Origin of the sequence: Pedobacter westerhofensis, assembly GCF_900182595.1 — a bacterium.
GTDB classification, from domain to species: domain Bacteria; phylum Bacteroidota; class Bacteroidia; order Sphingobacteriales; family Sphingobacteriaceae; genus Pedobacter; species Pedobacter westerhofensis.
The window spans coordinates 98,725-124,005 of record NZ_FXTN01000008.1 but is presented as its reverse complement, the minus strand read 5'-3'; the positions used below and the strand labels follow the sequence as shown (position 1 = coordinate 124,005).

Here is a 25,281-nt window from a genome sequence, read left to right as displayed (position 1 = left end):
GATAGAGGGACAAAGTAACGGCGAGGAAGTTTAAAAAACAGGCGGTAACTATTTTATTACAACGCATTTATGGCCAATTACAGTAATATTTTTGTGAGAGAGGGATTAAAGTATGCAGAATACCGCGAACTGATCAGTTCTCTCCTGGCGGAAGGTAAATCTACAAGTGCCGACCATAGCGAAGAGATGCTCCATTACACCACGTTAAATGTTCAGCGCATGAACCGGCTGGAGAAAACAGCGGTGTTAAATGAAAGCCTGACCGAAGCTATAGGCCGCTTAAAAAAGCATTATCATTTGCTGGTGATTACTGAAGGCTGGTGCGGGGACGCGGCGCAAATCGTTCCCTTGTTTGATAAAATAACTGCACTTAGTCCGGAGAAGTTCGACCTGCGTTTTGTATTCCGGGATCAGAACCTGCCCCTGATCGATGCACACCTGACCAATGGCGCCAGGTCTATCCCTGTAGTGCTGGTACTGGATGATGAAGGTGAGCTTCTGGTAAAATGGGGCCCAAGGCCCGCAGCTGCGCAAAAAGAACTGAATTACTGGAAGGCAGAATCGACCGATAAACATCTGCATTCTGAAAAACTGCACTTATGGTATGCCAGGGATAAAACACAGGCTACCCAGCAGGAGCTGACGGAGCTAATCAGTAATCTTGAAAAATGATCATATTTCAAAAATCACTAAACGGGAAAGCCAGCAGCTGTTTGATTCAGCGATGTTACGAAGTATAAAGGTGTGCCGAAATCAAGATCGTGCTGAAATATCAAGATCGTACCGGCTAATCGCAGGCATTAATCAACAGTAACTGTTAAACCTTCCTGCTGCAGGATTTTTCTATATACTTCCATTTCTGTAAAAGAGCCTTCCAGCACTGCGCACTTTCCTTTATTGTGCACTTCCCATGCAATTCTCTCCGCCTGGCTTTCTGTGTAATCAAGATATTTAGTCATACAGTGGATCACATGATCAAAAGTGTTTACGTCATCGTTCCATAAGATTAAACGGTGAGAGGTTTTGAGAGAGGTTAAAATCTCCTCAAGTGTAAAGGTTTCTTCTTTTGTTTCTGTTGACATGGTACAAAAATAAGCTAATTTCAAATAAAGAAGACGTTAAAATAAATTTTGCTTTAATGATTCAGCTTAGCTGCCTTTTGCCGACCTGGTCATCTGGGCAAAACTATCCCACAGATCATCCGGTATAGCTTCAAGGCCGTTGAACTGCCCGGCCCCCTGCAGCCATTCCCCACCGTCAATTGTAATGACTTCCCCATTGATGTACGCGGAGAAATCACTGACCAGAAAGGCCGCCAGATTGGCCAGCTCCTGATGGTCGCCCACGCGTTTCAGCGGTACCCTGTTTTTAAAGTCGAACTTCTCTGCCAGATCCCCCGGCAGCAAGCGGTCCCATGCGCCTTTGGTAGGGAAAGGCCCCGGAGCGATTGCATTGGTACGGATGCCATACTTGCCCCATTCTACTGCCAGTGAGCGGGTCATGGCCAGTACACCGCCTTTTGCACAGGCTGAAGGTACCACATATGCCGACCCGGTAAAGGCATACGTAGTCACGATGTTTAAGATGCTTGCCGGCTGTTTTTCCTTGATCCAGTGTTTGCCAAAGGCCAGCGTACAGTTCACTGAACCTTTCAGTACAATATCAATGATTGTTGAAAAAGCATTTGCTGACAGGCGCTCTGTAGGAGAGATAAAATTGCCCGCGGCATTATTGATCAGGCTGTCGGCCCTGCCAAACGTTTTCAGCGTTTCTGCCAGTACATTTTCTACCTGCTCATATTCCCTTACATCACAACTAACCGCAAGTACCCTGCCCCCTGTTTCTTTCTCCATCTCCTCCGCAGTCTTTTGCAATACATCCGCTTTGCGGCTGGTGATCACCAAATTGGCGCCCAGCTTTAAAAAGTAAGTGCCCATCGCTTTTCCCAGACCGGTACCGCCACCTGTAATGATGATGGTTTTACCTTTTAAGGCGTCATCTCTTAACATCGGTTGATTATACATATGCTTATTTCTTTTGCAGGTTATCAATAATCATTTTCAGCAGGTTTCTGCTGGAGGGCGACCACCATTGTGCAAGGAGGGTATCCAGGGTGGCCGACTGGTCTGCTGCCGTGGCGGCGATCAGCTCTTTTCTGATGTTGAGCTTGCTCTGCTGCCAGGTGTTTGGTTCCATGGCCATATATTTCCTGATCCTGCGTTCTGCGGCTGTCATGATGCTTGCCGGATTAACCAGCTCGTCTACCAGTCCGATGCTCAGTGCCTCTTCAGGACTAAACAGTTTTCCTTCGAGCAGGCTTCTGCTGGCATGGGCCCTGCCCAGCCAGAAGGAGTAGAGCTGAAATACACTGTCAGGTACGATAATACCTACCGGAATTTCGTTCAGGCCAATGATATATTTCCCCTCGGCCATTACCCTGGCATCACAGGCCAGTCCGATCACACAGCCACCTGCAGGAGCATGCCCGTTGATTGCAGCTACCATGGGTTTTTTGAAGGCTACAATCTTTGCCGTGAAATCCAGGAACAGGTTCCAGAATGATTTAATCTCCTCTTCATTATAGCTGTACAACGCAATCAGGTCTAGTCCGGCTGAAAAGAAATGTTCCTTTCCTGTAATGATCACACCACCGATGTTTGCATCGTTGTTAATGTTGTGCAGCATGTCACTCAGTTCAGTGAGCATTTCCCTGTCTATTGCATTTGATTTGCCGCGGTTGAGGGTGATCAAAGCTAAACGGTCTTTTATAGTAACATTTATGGTGTTCATCTGTGTGTTTTATTGAATTGTGTTCAGTTTTATTTTACCTGATAAGTATATACTTTTCTGGCTATATGGCCATCTTCGTTAATGCCTTCAATTACAATCCTGTACGTTCCTGGTTCATCAGTATTGTAAAAGTTGAATTTGCCAAGCCCATCGCCGGTAGCCACATGAGGGTTCCAGTATACTGTTGATCTTTTATCCTCATTGTTATCTGTATGCTCCGGTGTGTATTGCGGAGAGTAGAATTGTCTAACCGCATAATAACCTTTAGGTGCATACGTGATGATGCCGGGCGAATACCTCGAAAAACTTAAATCACCGCCGCCCCGCTTGGTGGTGATGATCAGCACACCGCCCCCGCCGCGGGAACCATAGATAGCCGTATTGCCTGCGTTTTTTAAAACTTCGATCGTTTCTACATCAAAGGGCTGGATATTATCAAGGAAATCTGGTTCTACATACATGCCGTCGAAGATGATCTGCATAGGCTGGCCATTGTTCCTGGTCAGGAAAGCTTTTCCATTCTGGATGGTCATGCCCGCTACCCTGCCCTGCAGGCACTGCGACAAGGTGATGCAGGTTCCCAGATCTTTTGAGGTCATGATGTAATCAGCATTGCCGGCTCCATTTAAATTTGCCGAGTTCTTTGCAGGGTTCTTCTTCTGCACCACATTAACCTGATCGAGCAGTAAAGTCCGTTCCAGCAGTCCGCGTTTATTTAGTCCGTCAAAATAACTGTTGCTCTTTTGGATATATCCCTGGATAGATTCATTGACATTGACTTCTACATCTCCGCTGTTCTTATTTTTGGTGACCACCTGACCGGGTAAGATATCTAAATTGATCTCTACATACTTTTTGTTTTTTGCATTCCGTGCCTGCACAATAAACTTGGTGCTATCTCCGAAAGAAAGATTATCAAAGCTAAAATGCCCTTTTGCGTCTGTAAGGGTATCCACCATAAACAGCCCGCCCCCGGTAGAGAACAGCGATACTTTTCCGTTAGGTACTGGTTTGCCGCCTGTGGTTGTAATGGTACCGGCTACTTTTAAGGCTCTTTCAGGTGGGAAAGCAATAGGTTTAGCTGCATCCGACATCAGATCTGACCATAGTAGCCTGCTCCATCCCTGAATGAGCATGAGGTTGTCCAGATGTTCGCGCGTTTCTTTGGTATTATTCCGCAGGTAATAATTCGGTTTCTCTACATAACCTTTTAAGTCGGCCGTAAGGAGTAATCCCGTTAGGATGTTACTTTCATTATCCGGATCTGGCGTAACTAGGCTGGTATTGGTAACAGCGACAGAAAAACTGCCTATCGTGGGTTTATCCCCATCCTTTGCAGCAAGTGTAAGCTCTACATTGCCGCGCGGGCTATAACTGTTTTTTAAGCCTGTGACACTGGCGCTGATCTGGTCGGCCGGGTTGTTGATAAAAATCAGGCGTTCTGCAACCGGCAGATTTGTAGCGTTAAACAGGGTTAAATGCAAAATTCCCGATGGTAAATCTTTCTTTGGCAAAGACAGTATATTCACCTGTTTAACCGATTGTATTTTCTGAACAGCAAAAACTGAATTGTTCTGCTGGATTACCAGTTTCAGTTCGCCCTGGCCAATCAAATTCTGACTGGTTAGTATTCTTATGCCAACCTTACTGCTGTCGCTATTATTTACGCTGAGTACATATCCTGATGGTACCGCTTTAGGCAGTGGTATGTCCATCGCAGTACCGTCTTTTAATTTAATCCTGGCTGTATAGGTCTTTCCCGGCTGCGGATTCACAATAAAGTTACCCATGCCCAGGTGTGTGGTGTTAAAGGCCAGCACTTCAGTACCATCATTATCTGTTAAAACTCCGGAAACGTCTATGCCCAGTCCTGCCGGGCTGATGGCTTTGATCCCTACTTTAGAGGGCAGGTTTTCCACGAGGGCTCCCCCTTCAGGAAACAGCTGTACCGACAGGGAACTGGCAGTAGTTTTTACAGGAATAGTTTTAACAATCTGCTGTTTGTTTGGCAGTGTAATGGTAGCTGTAACCGCACCTGATGCAGGTGTTCCTGTAGCATTCTGAAAAGAGAAATTGACCTCGCCCTGCGCATTGGTCATGCCTTTTCCACGTCCTGCAGGTTTGTTTTTCAGATGTACTTCGTAACTCACGCTCTGTCCTGCATAAGGGTTGCCATCCTTATCACTAAACCTGATCACCGCATCCACCAGCTCTGCATTGTTTTTTTTGCCAAAAGTATAGGTTGTACTGGTAAAAACCTTGTTTGCCCAGGCATTTCCTATCCTTATGGTTTTATCGAAAAAGTAATCCGGGCCGGCATTCCTCATCCATTGTGTATATGCCCTGATCCTGTAATTTCCTTCTTTAAGCGTATCCGTTAATTTGAAGTCGCCCCAGCTGAGGCCGCTGACCAACGGAAGTTTGATTTGCTTTTTGATGGAATCTCCTTCGCTGATCAGTTCTACATAAATTGCAGAACTGATTTTTGAAAGCTGGCCGCTGCGGTTGTCCGTCACATAAGCTTTAAACCAGATATTGTCTCCCACAGCATAATAAGGTTTGTCTAAATGGAGATATACTTTTTCCTGCGGATGCTCTTCGTTATACGCAGCAAGTTTTTTCAGCAGGGCTTCAAAAGGATCATCTGCGAACCGGAAGGCCAGAAACAGTGCAGATGCCAGCAGGCAAAATAAGACTTTCAGATATTTGGATTTCATCTATTAAATTTATTGTTTTAATTTGTCAGATGGAGCCTTTGATGATTAAAATAGTTCTTCTGAAAACACGGGAATACTAATTTTAATCATGTCGGGTTCATAGGTATCTATTGCTTTTTCATAGGTATACAACCGAAAAAAATAAAGCCTCAATATAAGAATATTGAGGCTCAAATGCTATAGCGATTAATCCAGCGTTTAAAAGTTATTCTTCCACATCATGCTTTCTACCGGTTTAGTGGTTTTGTTGCTGTATTTTGCATCATTCTTGGCATTGTACATGGTTTCAATATTTCCTTCCACCATGAAATAAATCAGCTGTCCGATGGGCATCCCTGCATAGATCTTCACCGGCTGGGCGCAGGAGATTTCCAGTGTCCAGGTATTGCAGAATCCTACATCGCCTTTTCCGGCGGTAGCGTGGATATCAATCCCCAAACGGCCGGTACTCGATTTGCCTTCCAGAAAAGGAACATGTGCGTGAGTTTCGGTATATTCAAGTGTTACGCCCAGGTATAGAGTGCCCGGCTGCAGTACGAATCCATCTTTTGGGATTTCAAAATGGATGATTTTGTTATGTGCTTTAGCGTCCAGCACTCTGTCTGCATATGTAGCCAGGTATTTGCCCAAATGAACATCATAAGAATTGGTGCCTAAACATTCTGGTTTAAAGGGCTCAATTATTATTGTTCCTTTGTCAATCTCCTCTAAAATACGCTTGTCCGAAAGTATCATTTGTTAAGTCTTTGGGCGAAATTATGATTAATTTAAGATACTTTTGCATTGATTTTTTAAATAGGATGCCTGTAATCTATAATCAAGACATTGACGATCATACCATACTCGCCGTATGGAAAATCGAAGAAGGAGAAGAGCAGTTGCTCTCCGGCCTCCAGCTAAAGCAGCACGAACTGGACTTCCTGGCTACACTTAGTCCTGGTAAACGTTTGCTGCAGTGGCTGAGTACGCGTTTTTTATTGCGTACTATGCTTAAAACCTCGGAGTATATCGACTGCCGGATGGATGAGCACGGCAAGCCATATCTGGCCGATTCTTCTTACAGCATTTCCCTCAGTCACTCCTATGATTATGCCGCTGTAATGATTGGCAAAGAAAAAGGTGTAGGGGTAGATATTGAACTCATTAAACCCAAAATCCACAGGATACAGCAGAAATTCCTTTCATTGCCGGAGCTTGCGCAAAGTAATGTGAAAAATAATACCGATGCACTATACGCCTGCTGGTGCGTAAAGGAAGCGGTGTACAAATGGTACGGAAAAAAAGGCCTGGAGTTCAGGAAACATATCCATATACAGCCCTTTGAATTACAAGATCATGGCTCGATGACAGTCCTTGTAGACCTCCCAACGGGAACGCAGCGCTTAACTGTATGCTATTTTAATACCATACCAGGCTATATGCTTGGCTATGTAGTTGCTTAATTGAAACAGGATGAACAAGAACGTTAAATTTGTAGATTGGGGAATGGTTGATTACCAGGAGGCATGGGACCGTCAGGAGCTCCTGCTGAATGAAACCGTTGCGATAAAGACCAGTAACCGGAATAACGGAACAACGGAGCAAACACCTAATTACCTGATTTTTTGTGAACACCCCCATGTTTATACGCTAGGCAAAAGCGGCCACTCTGAAAATTTGCTGCTCGATGAAGATGGGCTTAAAGAAAAACACGCTACATACTATAAGATCAACCGCGGGGGCGATATTACTTACCATGGCCCCGGTCAGCTGGTAGGTTACCCGATACTGGACCTGGATAACTTTTTCACGGATATTCATCTTTATTTAAGGACACTTGAAGAAGCCGTTATACTTACCCTGGCTGATTTTGGTATTCCCGCAGGCAGATATCCCGGATTTACCGGTGTATGGCTTGATGCCGACAATGATAAAGCCAGAAAGATTTGTGCAATGGGGGTAAGGTGCAGCCGCTGGGTAACAATGCACGGCTTTGCATTTAATGTAAATACAAATCTCGACTATTTTAAGAACATTGTGCCCTGCGGGATCGATGATAAAGACGTTACCTCGATGCAGCGTGAACTTGGGCATGAGGTGGACATGAATACCGTAAAAGAGGTGCTCAGGACTCACATCGCCGATCTCTTTCACATGGAGATAGCTCTGTAATCGTTGACTCATTGTGCCGGTAAAACATCGGTCCAGCATCTGATCATTTATTTCTTTCGTAGATTTACCCATGAAAATAACAGCTGCATTGATCTTGCTGCTATCGATAATAGCATGCGGGAAAAGTTCAATAAATGGAATGAGTAAAACCGACACAACAAAAATAGCAACTCCTGCCGTCGAGCTGAGTTATCTTGCGCTCGGCGATTCGTACACCATCGGTGAGGCCGTAGCACAAAGTTCATGTTTTCCCTTTCAGCTGGCATCACAGCTAAATAATGTTGGAATAAAGGTAAACACACCAAAGATCATTGCTAAAACAGGATGGACAACCAATGAACTGCAGGACGGTATTCAGGCTGAAGCTTTGACCGGCAAATTTGATATTGTTACGCTTTTGATTGGCGTAAACAATCAGTACAGGGGCAATTCTATTGAAACATACAGAACTGAATTCAAGGAACTACTGCAGACTGCAATCGGCTTTGCGGGTGGAAATAAAGCTCATGTTTTTGTAGTGTCCATACCTGATTGGGGAGCCACACCATTTGGGAAACAAAGCGGAAGGGGAATGCAGGTGATCGCCAAAGAGATTGATGCGTTCAATGCAATAAACAAAGAAGAGACAATAAAAGCAGGCATCAGCTATACGGATATCACACCAGGGTCAAGAAACGCTGCTACCGATCATTCTTTAGTTGCATCAGACGGGCTGCATCCTTCCGGTGTGATGTATAAGGATTGGGCTGCCATGCTTGCGCCTTCTGTTTTTAGGGCGTTTTCAAAAAAATAGCCAGGTTTACCCACTCCCCGGAAGGTTTACTCAACCCCGGTAGATTTACTTACTTCAGGGAGGAAATGTATATAGACAAAAGCGTGATTTGTACAGGGCTCTGCTTACTATATCAACAAGTAAAGCTTAACACTCCGGCAAGCTGATCGGAATATTCGTTGCCAGACCGCCGTCCGAGGTTTCCTTATATTTTGAGTTCATGTCAAGGGCCGTTTCCCACATCGTATTCACTACCGCCCCAAGACTTACTTTAGCCTTATCCGGATTACTCTGCAGCGCAAGCTGACTTGCCGTGATCGCTTTTATGGCACCCATTGTATTCCTTTCAATGCATGGAATCTGCACCAGGCCACCTATGGGGTCACAGGTTAAGCCTAAATGATGCTCCATTGCTATCTCCGCTGCCATCATTACCTGGCGCTGTGAACCGCCCATACATTCAGTTAAAGCTGCTGCAGCCATCGCAGAAGAAACCCCGATTTCGGCCTGGCATCCGCCCATTGCAGCAGATATGGTGGCCCCTTTTTTAAAAATGCTGCCGATCTCCGAGGCACACAGAATAAACTGTATGATCTTTTCTTCGCTGAAGCAGTCGCAGAAAGCGATTGCATATTGCAAAACTGCAGGGATTACACCTGCGGCGCCGTTGGTAGGAGCGGTAACTACACGCCCAAAGGAAGCGTTCTCTTCATTAACCGCCAAGGCAAAACAACTCACCCAGTCCAGCGTATAATTAAAGCTGTTACCGCCAGCCCTGATGGCATGTATCCAGCTATTGTAATCAGTATAAGGTCTTCCGGCCATCAGCCTCTTGTTTAACGCGGCCGCCCTGCGCCCAACATTTAATCCACCTGGCAGGAAGCCTCCGGCATGACAACCGCGGAAAGTACATTCCTGCATGATCTTGAAATGCTGCATTACACCGTTAATTGTCTCAGCTTCGCTGCGCCATGCGAGTTCATTTTCCATCACTACTTCAGAAACTTTTAGCCCTGTAGTGAGGCACCAGTGCAGCAGGTCGCCAGCTACCTCTATTGGGAAAGGCAACTCTACCATTTCTTTATCGTTCTTCAATTCCCCGTCTTTCACTACGAAACCTCCGCCCACAGAATAATAAGTCTCAGAAAAAGCCTTACCTGTCTTCAGGAAGGCCTGGAAAGTAACTGCATTGGGATGGAAGGGCAGGCTTTCCATATAAAGGAATACCAGATCTTCAGCATAATCAAAATTAACAGGATGTGTGCCTGCTAGCAGCAGGCTATGGTTGGTTTTGATGGCCTCAATTGTTGGCTCAATCGCATCGACATCAAACGTTACCGGATCTGCTGCCATCATACCCAAAAGAATAGCAATATCGGTACCGTGGCCAACACCTGTTTTAGCCAGAGAACCATACAGAAGTATTTTAATCTGAACCACCTCGTCCAGGAGCTCCTGCGCTGCAAGACCTGCCGTAAACTGCTGTGCCGCCCTCCATGGGCCTAAGGTATGTGAACTGGATGGGCCGATTCCGATCTTGAAAATATCAAATACTGAGATTTGTTCTCTAAACATGTGATAAAGCTAAACAGATTAAGGTAGTTTCGGAAAACTAAAAATGGAATTCGAGAATTTTCTCGTCCTGTAACATCTGATTTACAAATTTTTTGTGATTTTCCGGGCTGCCTTTAGCTGTCCAGGTTCCGCTGATTTGTCCATCCCGCATCTCCTGCAAACCACGCTGAAATTTTAAGCCCGATGTTCGCTTAATATAGTATTCAACTGCGTCAATATCCTCCCCTTCATATTTTTTGGATATTTTGTACTCACGTGCGGTATTTGTTCGTTCCAGCACCGCTTCAATATATGGGAAAAAGATCAGGGCAAGGAGCACCACTACTGTCACCCCTATTGCCTGTTCATAATATCCGTCGCCTATAGCCATACCAATAGCGGCGACAATCCAGATTACACATGCTGTGGTAAGTCCTTTGATTCTGTTTTCTTCTCTGAAAATTACGCCTGCGCCGAGAAATCCAATACCTGTTACAATGTTTGAAGCAATACGGTCCTGAGAATTAAGGCCTATTTTAACAGAAAGAATGGTAAACAGCGTCGATCCAAGCCCGATCATGATCATCGTTTTCAATCCCGCCTGTTTTGCACGAAGCTCCCGCTCTGTGCCAATCAATCCACAAAGTAAAATGGCGAGTAAAAATTTATTTACTTCGCTCTGTGTGATAAAGTGGTTACCCTGTATAAAGCTTTCCATTCTGCATCAAAAAATAAATATAAGCAAAGAATATTCCGGTTCTGAAACGATTAATAGAAATCGTAGCAGCGCAGACCATTGAATTTATTATAGCTGGAGCTGTTAGGGAAATATTTTTGATAACCGATACTGCCTTCAGATGTTCCGTTGGTATTGGTGTAATTGATCTTGGAAGTGGTGGCGTCATGACTGATCCCCACTCTCAGTTTCTCTCCGTTCTTGCGGTCGCTGGAGAAGATGTCAAAAATCAGTGAGACTACAATAGCATCAGGTCCGCCTTCTCCGGCGGTGCGGTACCAGAGACCGGCATTTACACCTTTGTATTTGTATTGCGCTCCGGCGCTCATTGATGAGACATTGCCCTGTTTATAATACACTACCGAAGGGATCAGGTATGAGCCATCGTCAGAACCATAGTTATAGCTACGTGTTAAAGGAAGACGGTAACTCGCATTTACGGCAATCCTTCTGGGCAGTTTGGCCTGTGCACCGCTAAAGGATTCGTCGGGCTGATTGATATGGTATACCGCAGCGCCTGCCATAAAATTACCGTAAACAAGGTTTACGCCGGCTCCAGGGTCAAAGAAGAACCTTTGTGCCATGTCTGGCAGCTGCGCAGAACTCACGCTTCCCGGAATATATCCCAGCCGGTTATCGATCTGATCTGAAAACACCAGTTTGTCCCAGTTGATACGCCTGTTTGTAAATCCGGCCTGTATCCCAAAAGAGAGCACAAAATCATCACTCCCCACACTATAGGCGTAAGTAGCCGCGATGTTGTTTTTTACAAGGAATGCTGTTCCTTCTGTGCTGCGGTTAAACTGCAGTCCCACCCCGCCGCCAAAATTAGGGATATTCAGGTCGCCAGAAGCATTCACGTAAGACAAGGTACCGTTCAGTCCTGACCATTGGTTCCTGTAGATCATATTCAGCCGCACATCCCCTTCAAACTGTCCTGTTAATGCCGGATTTAGATAAAGAGGAGCATTGTAAAATTGCGAATAGATATGATCCTGTCCGGATGCATGCAATGACCATCCGGATAAAAACACCAACACTATATATCTTAAGTACAATTTCATTTTCTTCATTATCTTATCATATGGATCACCCCTGTTTTTTTCGGTGCCGACGAATCGTAGGTCATCCCTTTCCAGGCAGTTCCATTCACAAACTCAACATCAATCTTCCAGAAGTATACTCCTTGCGGCTGTAATACTCCGTTAAACATTCCATCCCATCCTTCCACAGGCCGGCCTTCATTCAGAAGTGTGGTCTCCCATAATGTCTGTCCCCACTTATTAAATATGTTCATCCTCCATGATTTGATGCCAGATCCTTTTGCAATAAAAGTTCTCAGCTCAGGAGTTTCGCTTCCCGGCATAAAAGAGTTGGGAACAAACAGATAACCCGGAACTCCGACTATTGTTACAGTTTTAAATGTAGTGGTGAAACATCCCTGCTGATTACTTACTCTTAAGGTCACTACATACTTTCCTGTATCCAGATAGGTATGTGAAGGGTTCTTCAATGTTGAGTTTGTACCGTCTCCAAAATCCCATGCCCATATCGTAGGGGTATTGGTGCTCTCATCTTCAAACCTGAAGGTATAGTTAGGGATGCTGATCAGTGTTGAAGGCGCTACATTAAATAATGCATTAGGCGGTGGTACCACATGGATGTACTGATTCATGGTTGTGGTAGCCGGACAGCCGAGGCTGTTGGTAGCGGTGAGGCTGATCGTATAATATTCCTGGGCTCCAGTAAACACATGTCTTGGCTGGAACTCGTTCGAAGTGGTGCCATCGCCAAAGTCCCATAGGTAACTTACCCCGTCTGTACTGGTGTTTTTGAATTGGACAGCCAGTCCCGGGCAACCCAGTGTAACATCTGCGCTGAATGCCGTCAGCGGCTGCGGCAATACGGTTACCGACTCGGTAGTCGTAGTGTCTGAACAACCGTTAGAGGCTGTAAGTGTAATGGTATAGGTGCCTGCGGTAGTAAAGGTGTGTTTGACAACTTCCGGTGCACTTCTGGTAATAACAGTACTGCCGTCACCGAAATCATATTTAAATAAATTGGCGCCCCTGCTGTTGTTGTAGAAATTAACCGCAAGTGGTGCACAGCCTGTTTGTTCGTTGGCATTCACCACCAGCTCGGGCAGTACAGTATTTGGAGAAACGCGGATGGTATAGGAGCTTTCGTCCCTGCCGCACTCATTTTCAGCAATCATCTTCACTACAAAGTCTCTGACTACATTGGTGATGAAGATATGCGAGACCGGCAGTTTATCTGTTTTGGTTAATAGCGTACCGTCTCCGAAATCATAGTAGAAAGTGTTGTTTGTGCCAGGTGAACTGTTTGTAAAGGTTACTGTCATCGGAGAGCAGCCTACAGTTTTACTTGGAGAGAAAATAGAGATCGGTTTAGCTTTTACGAGTACGGTAGAGGTAATAGAGCTGGACCCACAAACAGTAGTTGCAGTAAGCGTGACGGTGTAAGTAATGTCTTTTCCTGTTGGGTCGGGCTGGTAGGTTACCGCCGCAGGCATAGTTTGCGAAGAAGTGACGCCGTTTCCAAAATCCCATCTGAATGTTGCTGCGGTCAGAGAAGTTGAGGTGTTCACAAAGTTGACCACTAAAGGGCCGCAGCCATCAGCAGTACTCTGGGTAAACGCTGGTGTAACAGCTTGCACAGTACTAAAGTCGTGCGACATCTCATCCGGCTGGCAACCTGTGCTCGGGGCGGTAACCAGTTTAATAGTCACTACGGCATTACTTGTTGTAATGGTATAACCAGGGAACGTAATGCCTGTGCCGATCTGTACATTATTTGCATACCAGGTATATGTGGCGTTGCGGTCCGGGTACGCTACTGCTTTTACATTATTGGCATCAATCACAAAAGGTGAACATGCTTTATCTGTCGTGTAAGTGAATTCCGCTTTTGCATTTGGTTTAACTGTAATCGTGACAACGTTACTTATACTTCTGAGATCTCCGTTACATGTAATGGTGCTTACTACACGTCTGTAGAATGTTGTTGCCGTGAGCACTGGCGGTGCATAAGCCGGAAATACAGCAGTGTTAATATCTGCCCATGTGGTGCCGTTTGTACTGATTTGCCACTGGTAATTAAAGTTGCCGTCAGATCCTGTAGGTACTGTTCCTGTCAATGCAACAGGAAGCGCTCCTGTACAAATGGTTTGATCTGCCGAAATCGTGTTATTTGAGATCGGTGGCTGGGCGATAATCCTGATGATATTGCTTACTAATGAACAGGCGCTGCTGTTTACAGTTCTTCTAAAGAATGAGGTAGCCTGAAGCTGATAGCTCAGGTCTTTTCCGGTTTGTCCGGCAAGCGTATTCCAGTTGTTTCCGTCTGTGCTTACTTCCCATTTATAAGTATATGATCCGTTTCCACCTGTTGGCGTGTCTCCGGTGATGGTGATAATCTGGTTGTAGCAAACCTCAGTGCTTGTGCTGCTGATGGTGTTGGTTAATGGAAGAAGATCAGTAATGGTCACATCATCCCTGGTTGGGCCGCAGGGCGATGGGCCTGTGATCGTCCAGGTGAAGGTATAAGTTGTTCCGGGAGCAAGGTTTTGTACTTGTGTTGCAGGACTGTTTGGGCTTACAATTACCGTGTTTGGTAACGCAGGGCTAACTGTCCACAATCCACTTTCACCTGCTTTTAATGCAGAAAGAGCAGACAGCTGAACGGTTGTTTCGTTGCACAATGTCTGATCCGCACCTGCATTTGCTATTGTTGTGGCAGGGGTAACGTTTATTGTGGTTATACTTGAAGTTGCGGCTGCACATTGTCCATTTTGAACAACTGCGCGGTACTGTGTAGAAGCAACAATATTGGAAAATGTAAGCGTTGTTGCTGTATTGGTGATTGATTGCCAGGTTGCTCCGTTATCTGTAGAGCTTTCCCAATTGAGTACTGTTCCAGTTTGACCTGATAAGGTGATCGTGCCTGTGTTTGCGGCCTCACAAACAAGAGGGTTAGTTGTGGCAGTTGCACCAGGAACAGTTGGAATGTTTACGGTAATTACTACATCATCTTCTGTGGGCGGGCAAGCACCGGTACCAGTAATGGTCCATCTAAAAGTATAATCCTGTCCTGAAGTAAGTCCTGAAACAACAGCATTTTCTGAACTGGGGTTGGTGATAGTTACACCAGTTTGTCCCGCTGTAGGTATGAATGTCCAATTACCGGTTCCAACGATTGCAGGGTTACCCCGTAAGGTATAATCTGGACGATCACATATACTTTCAGGCGGCCCGGCGTATGCAACGGTTGTAGCAGGATCCACCAATACTACAAACGTTTGTGCTGTGCCCGGACATCCAGCCTGGTTATCAGGTGTAACGTAGTATGGGATTATTGTATAAGTGACAGTCGCCTGAGTCGTTCCAGTATTTACTAGACGATTGGAGATTGTTGTTGTTGGCAATGGATCATTCTGACCGAAGTTTCCAGTTATCGTTCCACCAGTTACCGTTGATTGCCATGTATATCGGGTATTGGGATCAAGATTAGATGTTAAGCTGATTCCCGCCTGATCATTACTACATATTGGTGCTGTTGGTCCTGTAACTGTAAGTACAGGCAACGGATTAACGGTTACAGTGAGTGTAAAAGGGTCAGCTAAACACCCATTGCTGACAGGGGTAATGGTGTAAATTACAACAGCATTGGCTGTGGCGTTTGTATTAATGATATTGTCATTTATTTGGGTACCAGATCCTGAATTAAAGCTTCCTGGTTGGGCATTTCCGTCAGCATTTGTAGCAGTCCAGGTAAATGTACTTCCAAATATTTCAGAATTGGGTGTGTAATTTGTTGAAGTGCCTGTACAAATAGTCTTAGTGGTTGCACTGGTTCCTAAATTCCTTGGTCGCACATCAATGATTGGAGTATTGGCCTCAACCTGTGCACAATTTCCGGTTATACCTGTGTTGACAAATAGTTTTATACTTGTCGTCCCGGCAGCTATTTCTGATGCGGATGGAGTAAACGTTGGATTAAGACTATTTGCCGGAGTAAAAGTTCCTCCGCCGGTGCTGCTCCAAGTATATGTTGTGTTGGCGGTACTGTTTGTGATCGTGCCCTGAACATTTATCGGCTGGCCGTAACAGATTTGTGCCGGAGCGACGATTGATGGAACCGGTGCTTCGGAAAATGTGATTAACTGAGATGCTGTGACGGTTCCGCAATTATTCGTATGTGTTACCGAAACTGTATAAGTAGTATACTGAGTGAAATTAATTGTTGGGTATTTTGTGTTTGGTCCGTCGGTCCCAACAAAGTTTGCTGTTCCTCCAGTTACAGACCAAGTGTATGTACCGAGGTTACTGGCCTCTGTTGCTACAGTTGTGCCGGTAAAAGTTGTCTGTGTAACGCCCCCTGTAGGGCTAAACGTATAATTGCCTTGGGCACAAAGATTCTTAGGACCAGAAATGTTTATTTCGGGTGTGCTATTTACAATTACCGTTTGAGGTAAGGTGGTCTCAGAACAGAAGCCTGTCTGGATAGACAAAGCAATAGTGTAACTTCCAATTGCCGGGAACCTGAATTCAGGACTTGCACTTCCCTGTGTAAATGTTACGCCTGCTGCTGGTGTTACTGTCCAAGTGTAAGTAGGGGGAGTTCCGCAGGTATTATTCAATACTGTAGCACTACTGTTAGCGGTGACTGCACTGGATAGGCATGTTGTAGTCTCCGAAAGGGTAAATGCTGGCACAGGAGGGATCTGGACACAAACATTATAAATATCTTCACTTGGAGTACATGCACTGGAACCATTGGAAGCTACCAGCCTGACTGTGTGCGGCCCGGCGGTGGTAAAGGTCCAAACTAATGGCTCAGTAGTATTGGTGCTAAGGACCGGAGTAGGGTCAGAATCGACAAACCATGTATAATCCATTTGGCCCGTACAGTCTGACCTTGTTCCTCCGGTAGAACTATTGTTAAAAGTCATGGCTACATTAGTACAACCTATGGTGCTGCCGCTTATCTTGGCTATTGGGTTTACGAGTACCTGTGCATACACAGTAATAGGTTTGGTCGTTGCGCAAACAGTACTCACAGCGGTAATAGTAGCCTGAAAGGAATTGTTATTGGATCCATCTGGTGAACCCCCTTTGCCGCAAGAGGTCTCTGTATAAGTATGGAAGACAGAACCGCTGCTTGCCATAATCTGCGCATAAGTAAGCTCGCCTGTAGATCCGTCCCCCCAATTTATCCTGTAAATTGTCCCCGGATAATTTCCTGCAGTTGAGGTGATTCCATATGATACGGACGCCCCACCTCCTGCACCATTAATACAGCCTACACTTACACCCGAATCGCTAATTCCAAGACCCAAAATTGTATTATGAAGAATATAAGTTTTACTAGATTTAGTAGTGATCCCAGCGGTTATAGTTGTCGCAACTGCAGTCACTGAATAGTAGCCAATTGCTAAACCGGTAATATTATAGCCATTACTACCAGAAACAACAATTTCCGGATAAACTGTCGTTGCATTTGTCACAAGATTGCGTACTGTGACTTCTACTACTGAGGTAGCGGGCAAATTGTCTCTAAGTATAATGGATTTGTTTGGACCAGCATCGCTAGTACAAAAGCCGATGTTGTCACCTCCCAAGGCATTGCTGGCTGAATTGGGGGTAAGTGTCACTGCGGGTGTCGTTTGTGCCAGAATCGTAATAGGGGTTGCAACATCGAGAAATGTTGTAGCTGGGTTATTCGCAGGATTGCTAATCCTTATTCTTAACTTGTAGTTTGTACCTGCGGTTGTAACATTTGTAGGAATAGCACCATTTACAGCTGGGGTGTAAAAACCACTAAATGATCCTAGCAGTGTCCCATTTCCTATAAATGTACCAGTTGCGTCCGATAAGTATAATTCGAATACTGTACCAATCGGTAAGTCGGATTGATTACCTGCGAAATTAAGCGGAATAGTAATATTGCTACCAATTCCATACGGTCCCGGGTCAACCGTCCCAATAGTAACCTGTCCTTTGGATTGCGAGAAAATCAGAACTAAAATGAGAGTCCCAAGAGCGTGTAAAATTTTCCTCATAGTGTAGCGTTATCTAAAAATATCAAAATAATATGATACGTTCCAAACAACTGCCTTACAAAGAGTTGAAATTTCCACATAATAAAAAATCCTGCGAGCTATCGCAGGATTTTTTATTATAAAATAAATGGTTAAACGCTGAATTACATCATGCCGCCCATACCGCCACCGCCCATAGGAGGCATGCCGGCACCTGGCGCACTGTCTTCAGGATCATCAGCCAATACAACTTCTGTTGTTAACAACATAGCTGCAATAGAAGCTGCATTTTCCAATGCTACACGACTTACTTTAGTTGGGTCGATGACACCAGCACCAATCAGGTTTTCATATACATCAGTACGTGCATTGTAACCGAAGTCTGCAGTACCTTCTTTAACTTTCTGAACTACGATAGAACCTTCAATACCTGCGTTTTCACAGATTTGACGCAATGGCTCTTCAACCGCACGTTTCACGATAGCGATACCTGTAGTTTCATCTTCGTTATCACCTTTGAGGTTAGCCAAAGCTTCGATGGCGCGAATGAAAGCAACACCACCACCTGCAACGATACCTTCTTCAACCGCAGCACGGGTTGCATGTAAAGCATCATCAACACGGTCTTTTTTCTCTTTCATTTCAACTTCAGAAGCAGCACCTACGTAAAGAACAGCAACACCACCAGATAATTTGGCCAAACGCTCCTGTAATTTTTCTTTATCGTAATCAGATGTAGTAGTCTCAATCTGAGCTTTGATCTGGTTAACACGGCCTTTGATATCTTCAGACTGACCAGCACCGTTGATAATAGTTGTATTGTCTTTATCTACAACGATTTTCTCAGCAGTACCTAAGTAAGTAAGGTCAGCATTTTCTAATTTATAACCTCTTTCTTCAGAAATTACAGTACCACCAGTTAAGATTGCAAGATCTTCCAGCATCGCTTTTCTGCGGTCACCAAAACCCGGAGCTTTAACAGCAACAACTTTTAGGGAACCACGGATCTTATTCACTACCAAAGTAGCTAAAGCTTCACCGTCTAAATCTTCAGCGATAATCAACAATGGTTTACCAGTCTGAACTTGTTTCTCCAAAATCGGCAATAATTCTTTCATATTGCTGATCTTTTTGTCATAGATCAAAATGTAAGGGTTTTCTAATTCCGCTTCCATTTTATCAGCATTGGTTACAAAGTAAGGTGATAAGTAACCACGGTCAAATTGCATACCTTCAACTGTTTTTACTTCAGTTTCAGTACCTTTTGCTTCTTCAACAGTAATCACACCATCTTTACCTACTTTACCCATTGCTTCAGCAATCAGTGAACCGATTACTTCGTCATTGTTTGCAGAGATAGAGGCAACTTGTTTGATTTTGTTGTTGTCTTCACCAACAGTTTGTGATTGTTGCTTTAAGTTAGCAACGATAGCAGTAACTGCTTTGTCGATACCACGTTTCAAATCCATTGGATTTGCACCGGCAGCAACGTTTTTAATACCAGCAGTAACAATTGCCTGTGCAAGTACAGTTGCAGTTGTTGTTCCGTCACCTGCGATATCCGCAGTTTTAGAAGCAACTTCTTTCACCATTTGTGCACCCATATTTTCAATTGGGTCTTTCAACTCAATTTCTTTTGCTACAGTAACACCATCTTTAGTGATTGCTGGTGAACCGAATTTTTTGTCGATAATTACGTTACGTCCTTTTGGACCTAAAGTTACTTTAACTGCATTAGCCAAAGTGTCAACTCCTCTTTTCAGGGCGTCGCGGGCTTCTACGTTATATTTTACTTGTTTTGCCATTTTAAAATGTTGTTTAAATATTTGGTGGGTTTTGCTGGAAGTTAAACCAACGATTAAAGAACTGCGTAAAGATCAGTTTCACGCATTATAAGATACTCTTTACCTTCATAAGTAATTTCAGTACCGCCGTATTTTCCATATAAAACTACATCCCCAACTTTAACGCTCAATGGTACTAAGTTCCCTGTTTGTTCGGCAAATTTACCTGGTCCAACTGCTACAACTGTTCCTTGCTGAGGTTTTTCTTTAGCTGTATCCGGGATGTAAATACCCGAAGCAGTTTTTTCTTCGGCAGGAGCAGCTTCAACAACTACTCTATCTGCAATGGGTTTAATGTTTAAAGCCATAACTTAATTATTGTTTTAATTTAAAGGTTAATGTATAAATTTTATTAAACACGATGTACACAACAGTTTTTATGCCAAGCGTACATTGCTTGACAAATTTACACAGGCTTGTCAGCTAATAGATTAAGGTCATGTTTTTTCGTGTCAGACTGGCAGGGTAGAATTTAAGAATGCGATTAGCTTCGGTCTATCACTTCAAGTAAATGGTCGATGTCTTCTTCTGTATTGTAAAAGTGAAAGCCTACTCTGGTTCCCTGACCCCGTGAAATACATACAATGCCGGCAGCCAGGATTTTTTGGTGCAGCTCATCGCTGATATTAATCACATAAATGTGTGATGGTTCCTTTTGCAAAAGAACTGCCGGTTCAAGTAACCCCCGTTCAGCGAATGCTGCCTTCGCCTTTACACCAAGTATCCGGAGCTTGTTTTCAATAAACTCATGTCCCAGCTGTTCTAAATAAAATACGGACTGTTGCAGGGTGCCATGAGCTAGTGTATCGAGGTGGCCGGGTTCAAAATAAAGTCCCAGATGCCCCTGAATATTTTTAAAGCTTTCCAGAGGCAAGGGTCTGTTTTGGACACTGGAATAAAGCTGTTTTGCAATTCTGTCTTTGAGAAGAACAAATCCGTTCCCATAACCTGCCAGCATCCACTTGTAACCACTGGAAATCAACACGTCTAATCCGGATTCCTTAAAGTTGAACTTTGCCGTACCGCAGAATTGCGTTCCATCTGCAACGAGTATCAATTCAGGGAACATTGATTTCAGTCTTTTTGTAAATTCAAGGCTCATCTGCATCCCATTGGTATACTGAATCAGGCTGAACGCAAAGACAGTGGGTTTAAAAAGCCTGATTTTTTCAATAATATTGTCTTCCAGATGTTCATTAACAGGCAGAGAGTCACAAATAAATCCCCTGCTCTGTACAGGATAAGTAACTGAAGGGTAGTCCCCCTGTAAAAGCAGAAAGCGCTGGTCACCCGGCAACCCGTCCAGGAATACGTTATAACCAAAGGAGAAATTGGAGACCAGAAATATCTGGCCCGCTTTAGCATGAAAGAAGCTTGCCAGGGTATTTCTCACATCGTTGAGGAAAATATTCTGATGTGTTCTGAAACCGCTGCCATAATTCAGGAATTCGGTGTCATGTGCCCTTCGCCATTCAAATGTGGACTTTGATAAAATGCCTGAATTGGCAGTATTGAGATACGTACATTGATTTAGAATCGGGAACTGCTCTTTGAAATCCATCTGTAAATATATTTATAAATACAGATATGATCTGGTTATAACCCGTTAAAATTGTAAAGAACCGGTAAATACGAAATAAAAAATCGCCTGTGGTTTACTCAAATGAGCAATCCACAGGCGATCCCTGTATTTGTATTAGCCTGAGGCTATTTTTTTGATGTATCTGTAGTTGTTGCAGGTGCGGTCGCTGGTGCAGTACCTAATGCTCCACCGATTGGGGAAGGCGTTGGTGTCTTGTCCAGTTGCTCCTGAATTTTTGAATCTGTACTACCTGAAGTAGTACCGCCAGTTTTTCCAATAGCAGTAACCGCCAATGAAATAACTACAATAAGTGTTAACAATACCCAGGTGCCTTTTTCCAGAACATCTCCTGTACGTTGTACGCCGAACATATTGCTGCCAGACCCGCCTGTTGCCAGACCACCGCCTTTAGGATTTTGTATCAGAACAAACAGGCCTAACGCAACACAAATAATGATTAATAAGATAATTAAAAAAAGCATAGTATGTTAAATGGTTAAATTTTCTTTTCTATAGATTGGATAAGGTCGGCAAAGTAACGGCTTTTTTCCGGGAACTTCAAACTTAATTTTTCATAAGTATCTATCGCCTTGTCATAAAGCATCTGTTCGATGTAAATTCCGGCGAGGGTTTCAGAAACCAGGTCGTTCTGGTCCTCCGCACTTTTCTTCGCCTTATTTTCATTGTCGATCTGCTCGGCCTTGGGCGGATGGATCTGCGGATCATTTTTGATAAAGCTGTCGATGATCTGGAAATCCCTGCTTACCGGCTTTGGCTCTTCTGTACTGTCCAGCAGGGCCTCAGTTCCGGTGAGGTGGCTCTGTATGTGAAAAATATGTTCTACATACTGCTGTTGCAGTTCGTTTGAACCGGGCTTTTTCGCCGCAACATAAGGCTGAAAACTCTCATGTTCCTTGCGGGTTTTAGCAAGCCACCACAAAAAGGTATATGGCAGTTTATCGTCGTTATAGTTACTGACCCTGCTGTTGGCAACTTCAGCTGCGGCAGCTTCATCGTGTTCCTCAATAACAGGAGGGGCAGGTATTTCTGCCTTTTCCGGTTCAACTTCTTCAACGGCACTGAAGTTATTTTCAAAAGCAAAGAAATCCGAAGACACAATGCTTTCAAATACGAAATCATCTTCAAAAGTGTTTTTCTGTATATCTGATTCCGTGTCAGCCTTTTGCTCTGGCAAGTCCTCAACCGACTCTGCTGTATCCGGTATACTTTCAGTAAGATCCTCTTCCGGAAGGCTTTCCTCTGCAGTTCTGTCTTTAGGCAATACCGTATAAAAACCGGTGGATGCTTCTTCCGGTTTTGATGGCTCATCAGCCTGTGCTGAGTTCCTGAAAGGACGGTAAGCATTATAGTCAACCTCACCAATTTCTTCAAAAATATTTTCTTCTGTATCCGGCGAAATATCTTCAGCAGGTATATCTGCTACCGTTGGCGCAGGAATGGTTTCAAAATGCGCAATTCCATCAGGCTCAGAAATTTCTTCATAAGTCTCCTGTTCATCGGCTTCAGCAGAATGTACGACGGAATTCAGATCTCCTTCAGCATGTAAGTGCTGTTCATCTGGCACCGGAATGCTTTGCAGTTGACTAAATGCAGCAGTTTCAGAAATCTCTTCGAAGGTTTCCTGTTCGTCGCTAAGAGAATGTTGTTCTTCAAGCGGTACATCTTCATCAACTGGCAGCTTTTCTTCGTATGTCGGGTATTCTCCGACTGAGAGGTCATCTTCAGCGGTAACTTCTTCAATCTTAATTTCTTCAGAACTGGCAATACCTTCTTCTGTTTCGCCTTCAGTATTTACAATCGCCTCTGCAGGCTCGGTGTCGGCAATAAAGTGCTCAGTCTGTGCAGCTGTAACAGGCTCGTGAGAAGCAACTCCAGCAGGTTCATAGGAAGCAAAAGATAAAGGTTCAGAAATTTCTTCAAAGGTTTCCTGCTCATCCGTTACTACCGGAAGATCCGCACCAATCGCAGCAGGAGCTTCGTTTAACTGAAAATCACCCTTTATCTCTCTTTTTTCAAAGAGAAAACGGTGCAGTGTTTGTCCGTTTGTATAGAGGGATGCTTTTGCCAGTGCATTGTTGCGCTCTTCTGAATTCAGGCTTGCTTTCGCCAGCAGCAAGTGCAGTGGTTGATAGTAAGGATATTGCTGTAACAAATCATTTAACATTGCCGTATGCTGCGGCGATACCTTTTCAGGGTCCGCAAGTAATCCGGCGAGTTCTTGTTCTATGTTTTTGTCCAGCTCCACGTTGCTAAGTTAATAATTGGAATTCAATTTTCTTACCATTGTGCAAATGCCCTGTTGAAAATATCTTCGATGAGCATCACGTTGATATCTTTAATCAGCTGGATTTGAGCAATATCAAAAGTTGTGGTTCCAACCGGGAAATCCTTATACCTTTCGAAAGATTCTTCGAAACTTAGTTTAGGGTTTATGTTGTTGGTATATTTTACGCTTACCTTAATTGTAAGCCTGTTTGCTCCTGCGCTTGGGTTGTTATTGTTCTGAAGTGCCACAGGTCTGATATCATAACCTGTGATCCGGCCTTCAAACACAGCCTGTGCATCTGATGTGACAATATTCAGTCTGGTCTGGGTACGGATCCTGTTCTTCAGGGCTTCTGTGAAATCCTGACTCAGGGTAGGCACAACCAGCGGCGCATTGTTTTCAAAAAACAGTACGGTAATTGTCTTCATCTCTCCGGGGATCGAGATACCGTTCAGTTTCACCGAGCACGAATTTACCAGCATTACTAAGGGCAGCAACAGCAACAAATATATTTTCTTCATCTCTTAATTTAAATTCAGTTCTTTAATCTTTCTGTATAATGTACGTTCCGAGATGCCCAATTCCTGTGCAGCGAACTTGCGCTTGCCTTTGTGTTTTTTCAGTGCCTTTTTGATCAGGTCAGATTCCTTGTCGATCAGCGAAAGCGATTCTTCCACTTCCTCGGCCTCATGCGTATAGTTATAGTCTACAGGTGCATTCTGTGAAGGCTTTTTGATCGTTAGTGTAGAGTCATTATTCCCGGTCTGGTCAATCTCCTGATAAAGCTGGTTGATATAATGAGGATTGTCTGCTACAATATGAGATGTATTCCCGCCGCTCTGGATAATCTCCGCAACAAGTTTCTTCAGGTCCATCATGTCCTTCTTCATATCGAAAAGCACTTTGTAGAGAATGTCCCGTTCTGAAAAATCTTCTTTGTTATTGCCGTTGATCGCCATTGGCAGGTTGCTGCCGCTTTCATTAGGGATATAGTTCAGCAAAGCAGCGGCTGTTACATTGCGGTCTTTCTCAAGCACACATACCTGCTCGGCAATATTTTTCAGCTGCCTCACATTTCCCGGCCAGCTGTAGTTGCTCAGCATCTGTATTGCATCCGGTTCCAGGTGGATACCCGGACTGCGGTATTTGTCGCTGAAATCAGCAGAAAACTTTCTGAACAGCAAAAATATATCTTCTTTTCTTTCGTGTAATGCCGGAATGCGCAAAGGCACGGTATTTAATCGGTAATACAGATCCTCACGGAATTTGCCCGATTTTACCCTGTTGTACACATCTACATTTGTAGCTGCCACAATACGGACGTCCGTTTTCTGTACTTTAGATGATCCTACGCGTAAATACTCGCCGCTCTCCAGGATACGCAGCAGGCGTGCCTGTGTGCCCAATGGCAATTCTGCTACCTCATCCAGAAAAATCGTTCCGCCGTTAGCTACCTCGAAGTAACCTTTACGTGCTTCATGTGCACCGGTAAACGAACCTTTCTCGTGACCAAATAATTCTGAGTCTATTGTTCCCTCCGGGATGGCACCGCAGTTTACTGCAATAAAAGCACCATGCTTGCGTGTGCTCATCTGGTGAATGATATGCGAAAATACTTCCTTTCCGCTGCCACTTTCACCAGTAATTAAAACTGACATATCCGTTGGAGCTACCTGCCTGGCAATGTCAATTGCCCGGTTTAACAGTGGGGAACCACCAATAATTCCAAATCGATTTTTAATATCCTGTACGTCCAAAATAAATTGAATTTGTTTAAAATATTCTTCT

At 44.2% G+C, this 25,281-nt stretch carries 20 protein-coding genes; 4 read left to right on the top strand and 16 right to left on the bottom strand.

Annotation, left to right across the window (positions count from 1 at the left end; translation table 11 throughout):
• Positions 1–69 precede the first annotated feature (69 nt).
• Complete coding sequence (locus tag FN831_RS16345) at positions 70–672, top strand: thioredoxin family protein (protein WP_142529262.1); 603 nt, start codon at positions 70–72, stop codon at positions 670–672.
• A 128-nt stretch (positions 673–800) separates the two neighbouring features.
• On the opposite strand, the gene FN831_RS16340 is transcribed toward FN831_RS16345, so the two are convergent.
• The 5 genes from FN831_RS16340 to dcd form a co-directional block, all read right to left on the bottom strand.
• Positions 801–1,082 (bottom strand): ATP-dependent Clp protease adaptor ClpS, encoded by a 282-nt coding sequence (locus tag FN831_RS16340; RefSeq protein ID WP_142529261.1) that lies wholly within the window; start codon positions 1,080–1,082, stop codon positions 801–803.
• A gap of 66 nt (positions 1,083–1,148) precedes the next feature.
• Positions 1,149–2,024, bottom strand: a complete 876-nt coding sequence (locus tag FN831_RS16335; protein WP_142529260.1) for an SDR family oxidoreductase — start codon at positions 2,022–2,024, stop codon at positions 1,149–1,151.
• A 4-nt stretch (positions 2,025–2,028) separates the two neighbouring features.
• The gene (locus tag FN831_RS16330) at positions 2,029–2,790 is read right to left on the bottom strand and encodes an enoyl-CoA hydratase/isomerase family protein (protein ID WP_142529259.1); all 762 of its coding nucleotides are present in this window, start codon (positions 2,788–2,790) and stop codon (positions 2,029–2,031) included.
• A gap of 29 nt (positions 2,791–2,819) precedes the next feature.
• Entirely contained in the window at positions 2,820–5,507 is a 2,688-nt protein-coding gene (locus FN831_RS16325) for a carboxypeptidase-like regulatory domain-containing protein (protein WP_142529258.1), read from the bottom strand.
• 198 nt (positions 5,508–5,705) lie between these two features.
• Positions 5,706–6,242, bottom strand: a complete 537-nt coding sequence (dcd, locus tag FN831_RS16320) for a dCTP deaminase (RefSeq protein WP_142529257.1) — start codon at positions 6,240–6,242, stop codon at positions 5,706–5,708.
• A gap of 65 nt (positions 6,243–6,307) precedes the next feature.
• Here dcd and FN831_RS16315 point away from each other — a divergent pair, with 65 nt between their 5' ends.
• From FN831_RS16315 to FN831_RS16305, 3 genes are all read left to right on the top strand, one after another.
• Complete coding sequence (locus tag FN831_RS16315) at positions 6,308–6,949, top strand: 4'-phosphopantetheinyl transferase family protein (RefSeq protein WP_142529256.1); 642 nt, start codon at positions 6,308–6,310, stop codon at positions 6,947–6,949.
• A gap of 10 nt (positions 6,950–6,959) precedes the next feature.
• On the top strand, positions 6,960–7,658 hold the full coding sequence (gene lipB / locus FN831_RS16310; protein WP_142529255.1) for a lipoyl(octanoyl) transferase LipB: 699 nt from the start codon (positions 6,960–6,962) through the stop codon (positions 7,656–7,658).
• Positions 7,659–7,797: 139 nt separating this feature from the next.
• Complete coding sequence (locus FN831_RS16305) at positions 7,798–8,451, top strand: SGNH/GDSL hydrolase family protein (protein WP_246101581.1); 654 nt, start codon at positions 7,798–7,800, stop codon at positions 8,449–8,451.
• A 126-nt stretch (positions 8,452–8,577) separates the two neighbouring features.
• On the opposite strand, the gene FN831_RS16300 is transcribed toward FN831_RS16305, so the two are convergent.
• The 11 genes from FN831_RS16300 to FN831_RS16250 all read right to left on the bottom strand — a co-directional run bounded on the left by FN831_RS16300 (position 8,578) and on the right by FN831_RS16250 (position 25,250).
• Complete coding sequence (locus FN831_RS16300; protein ID WP_142529253.1) at positions 8,578–10,005, bottom strand: L-serine ammonia-lyase; 1,428 nt, start codon at positions 10,003–10,005, stop codon at positions 8,578–8,580.
• Between the two features lie 37 nt (positions 10,006–10,042).
• A complete protein-coding gene (locus FN831_RS16295; RefSeq protein ID WP_142529252.1) occupies positions 10,043–10,702 on the bottom strand; it encodes an MgtC/SapB family protein in 660 nt (219 codons plus the stop codon).
• Positions 10,703–10,752: 50 nt separating this feature from the next.
• On the bottom strand, positions 10,753–11,793 hold the full coding sequence (locus tag FN831_RS16290) for a PorP/SprF family type IX secretion system membrane protein (protein ID WP_317132092.1): 1,041 nt from the start codon (positions 11,791–11,793) through the stop codon (positions 10,753–10,755).
• Positions 11,793–17,801, bottom strand: a complete 6,009-nt coding sequence (locus FN831_RS16285) for a PKD domain-containing protein (protein ID WP_142529251.1) — start codon at positions 17,799–17,801, stop codon at positions 11,793–11,795. Before FN831_RS16285 ends, FN831_RS16290 begins: the two co-directional genes overlap by 1 nt.
• Before the next feature lie 143 nt (positions 17,802–17,944).
• Positions 17,945–19,585 carry a chaperonin GroEL gene (gene groL / locus FN831_RS16280; RefSeq protein ID WP_142529250.1) on the bottom strand — a complete coding sequence of 547 codons (1,641 nt, stop codon included), beginning with the start codon at positions 19,583–19,585 and terminating at the stop codon, positions 17,945–17,947.
• 53 nt (positions 19,586–19,638) lie between these two features.
• Positions 19,639–19,932 (bottom strand): co-chaperone GroES, encoded by a 294-nt coding sequence (gene groES, locus FN831_RS16275; protein WP_142529249.1) that lies wholly within the window; start codon positions 19,930–19,932, stop codon positions 19,639–19,641.
• A gap of 176 nt (positions 19,933–20,108) precedes the next feature.
• On the bottom strand, positions 20,109–21,185 hold the full coding sequence (locus FN831_RS16270) for an aminotransferase class V-fold PLP-dependent enzyme (protein ID WP_142529248.1): 1,077 nt from the start codon (positions 21,183–21,185) through the stop codon (positions 20,109–20,111).
• A 146-nt stretch (positions 21,186–21,331) separates the two neighbouring features.
• A complete protein-coding gene (secG, locus tag FN831_RS16265) occupies positions 21,332–21,688 on the bottom strand; it encodes a preprotein translocase subunit SecG (protein WP_142529247.1) in 357 nt (118 codons plus the stop codon).
• 14 nt (positions 21,689–21,702) lie between these two features.
• Complete coding sequence (locus FN831_RS16260; protein ID WP_142529246.1) at positions 21,703–23,472, bottom strand: hypothetical protein; 1,770 nt, start codon at positions 23,470–23,472, stop codon at positions 21,703–21,705.
• A 32-nt stretch (positions 23,473–23,504) separates the two neighbouring features.
• Complete coding sequence (locus FN831_RS16255; RefSeq protein WP_142529245.1) at positions 23,505–24,014, bottom strand: LptE family protein; 510 nt, start codon at positions 24,012–24,014, stop codon at positions 23,505–23,507.
• A gap of 3 nt (positions 24,015–24,017) precedes the next feature.
• A complete protein-coding gene (locus FN831_RS16250; RefSeq protein WP_142529244.1) occupies positions 24,018–25,250 on the bottom strand; it encodes a sigma-54 interaction domain-containing protein in 1,233 nt (410 codons plus the stop codon).
• Positions 25,251–25,281 lie beyond the last annotated feature (31 nt).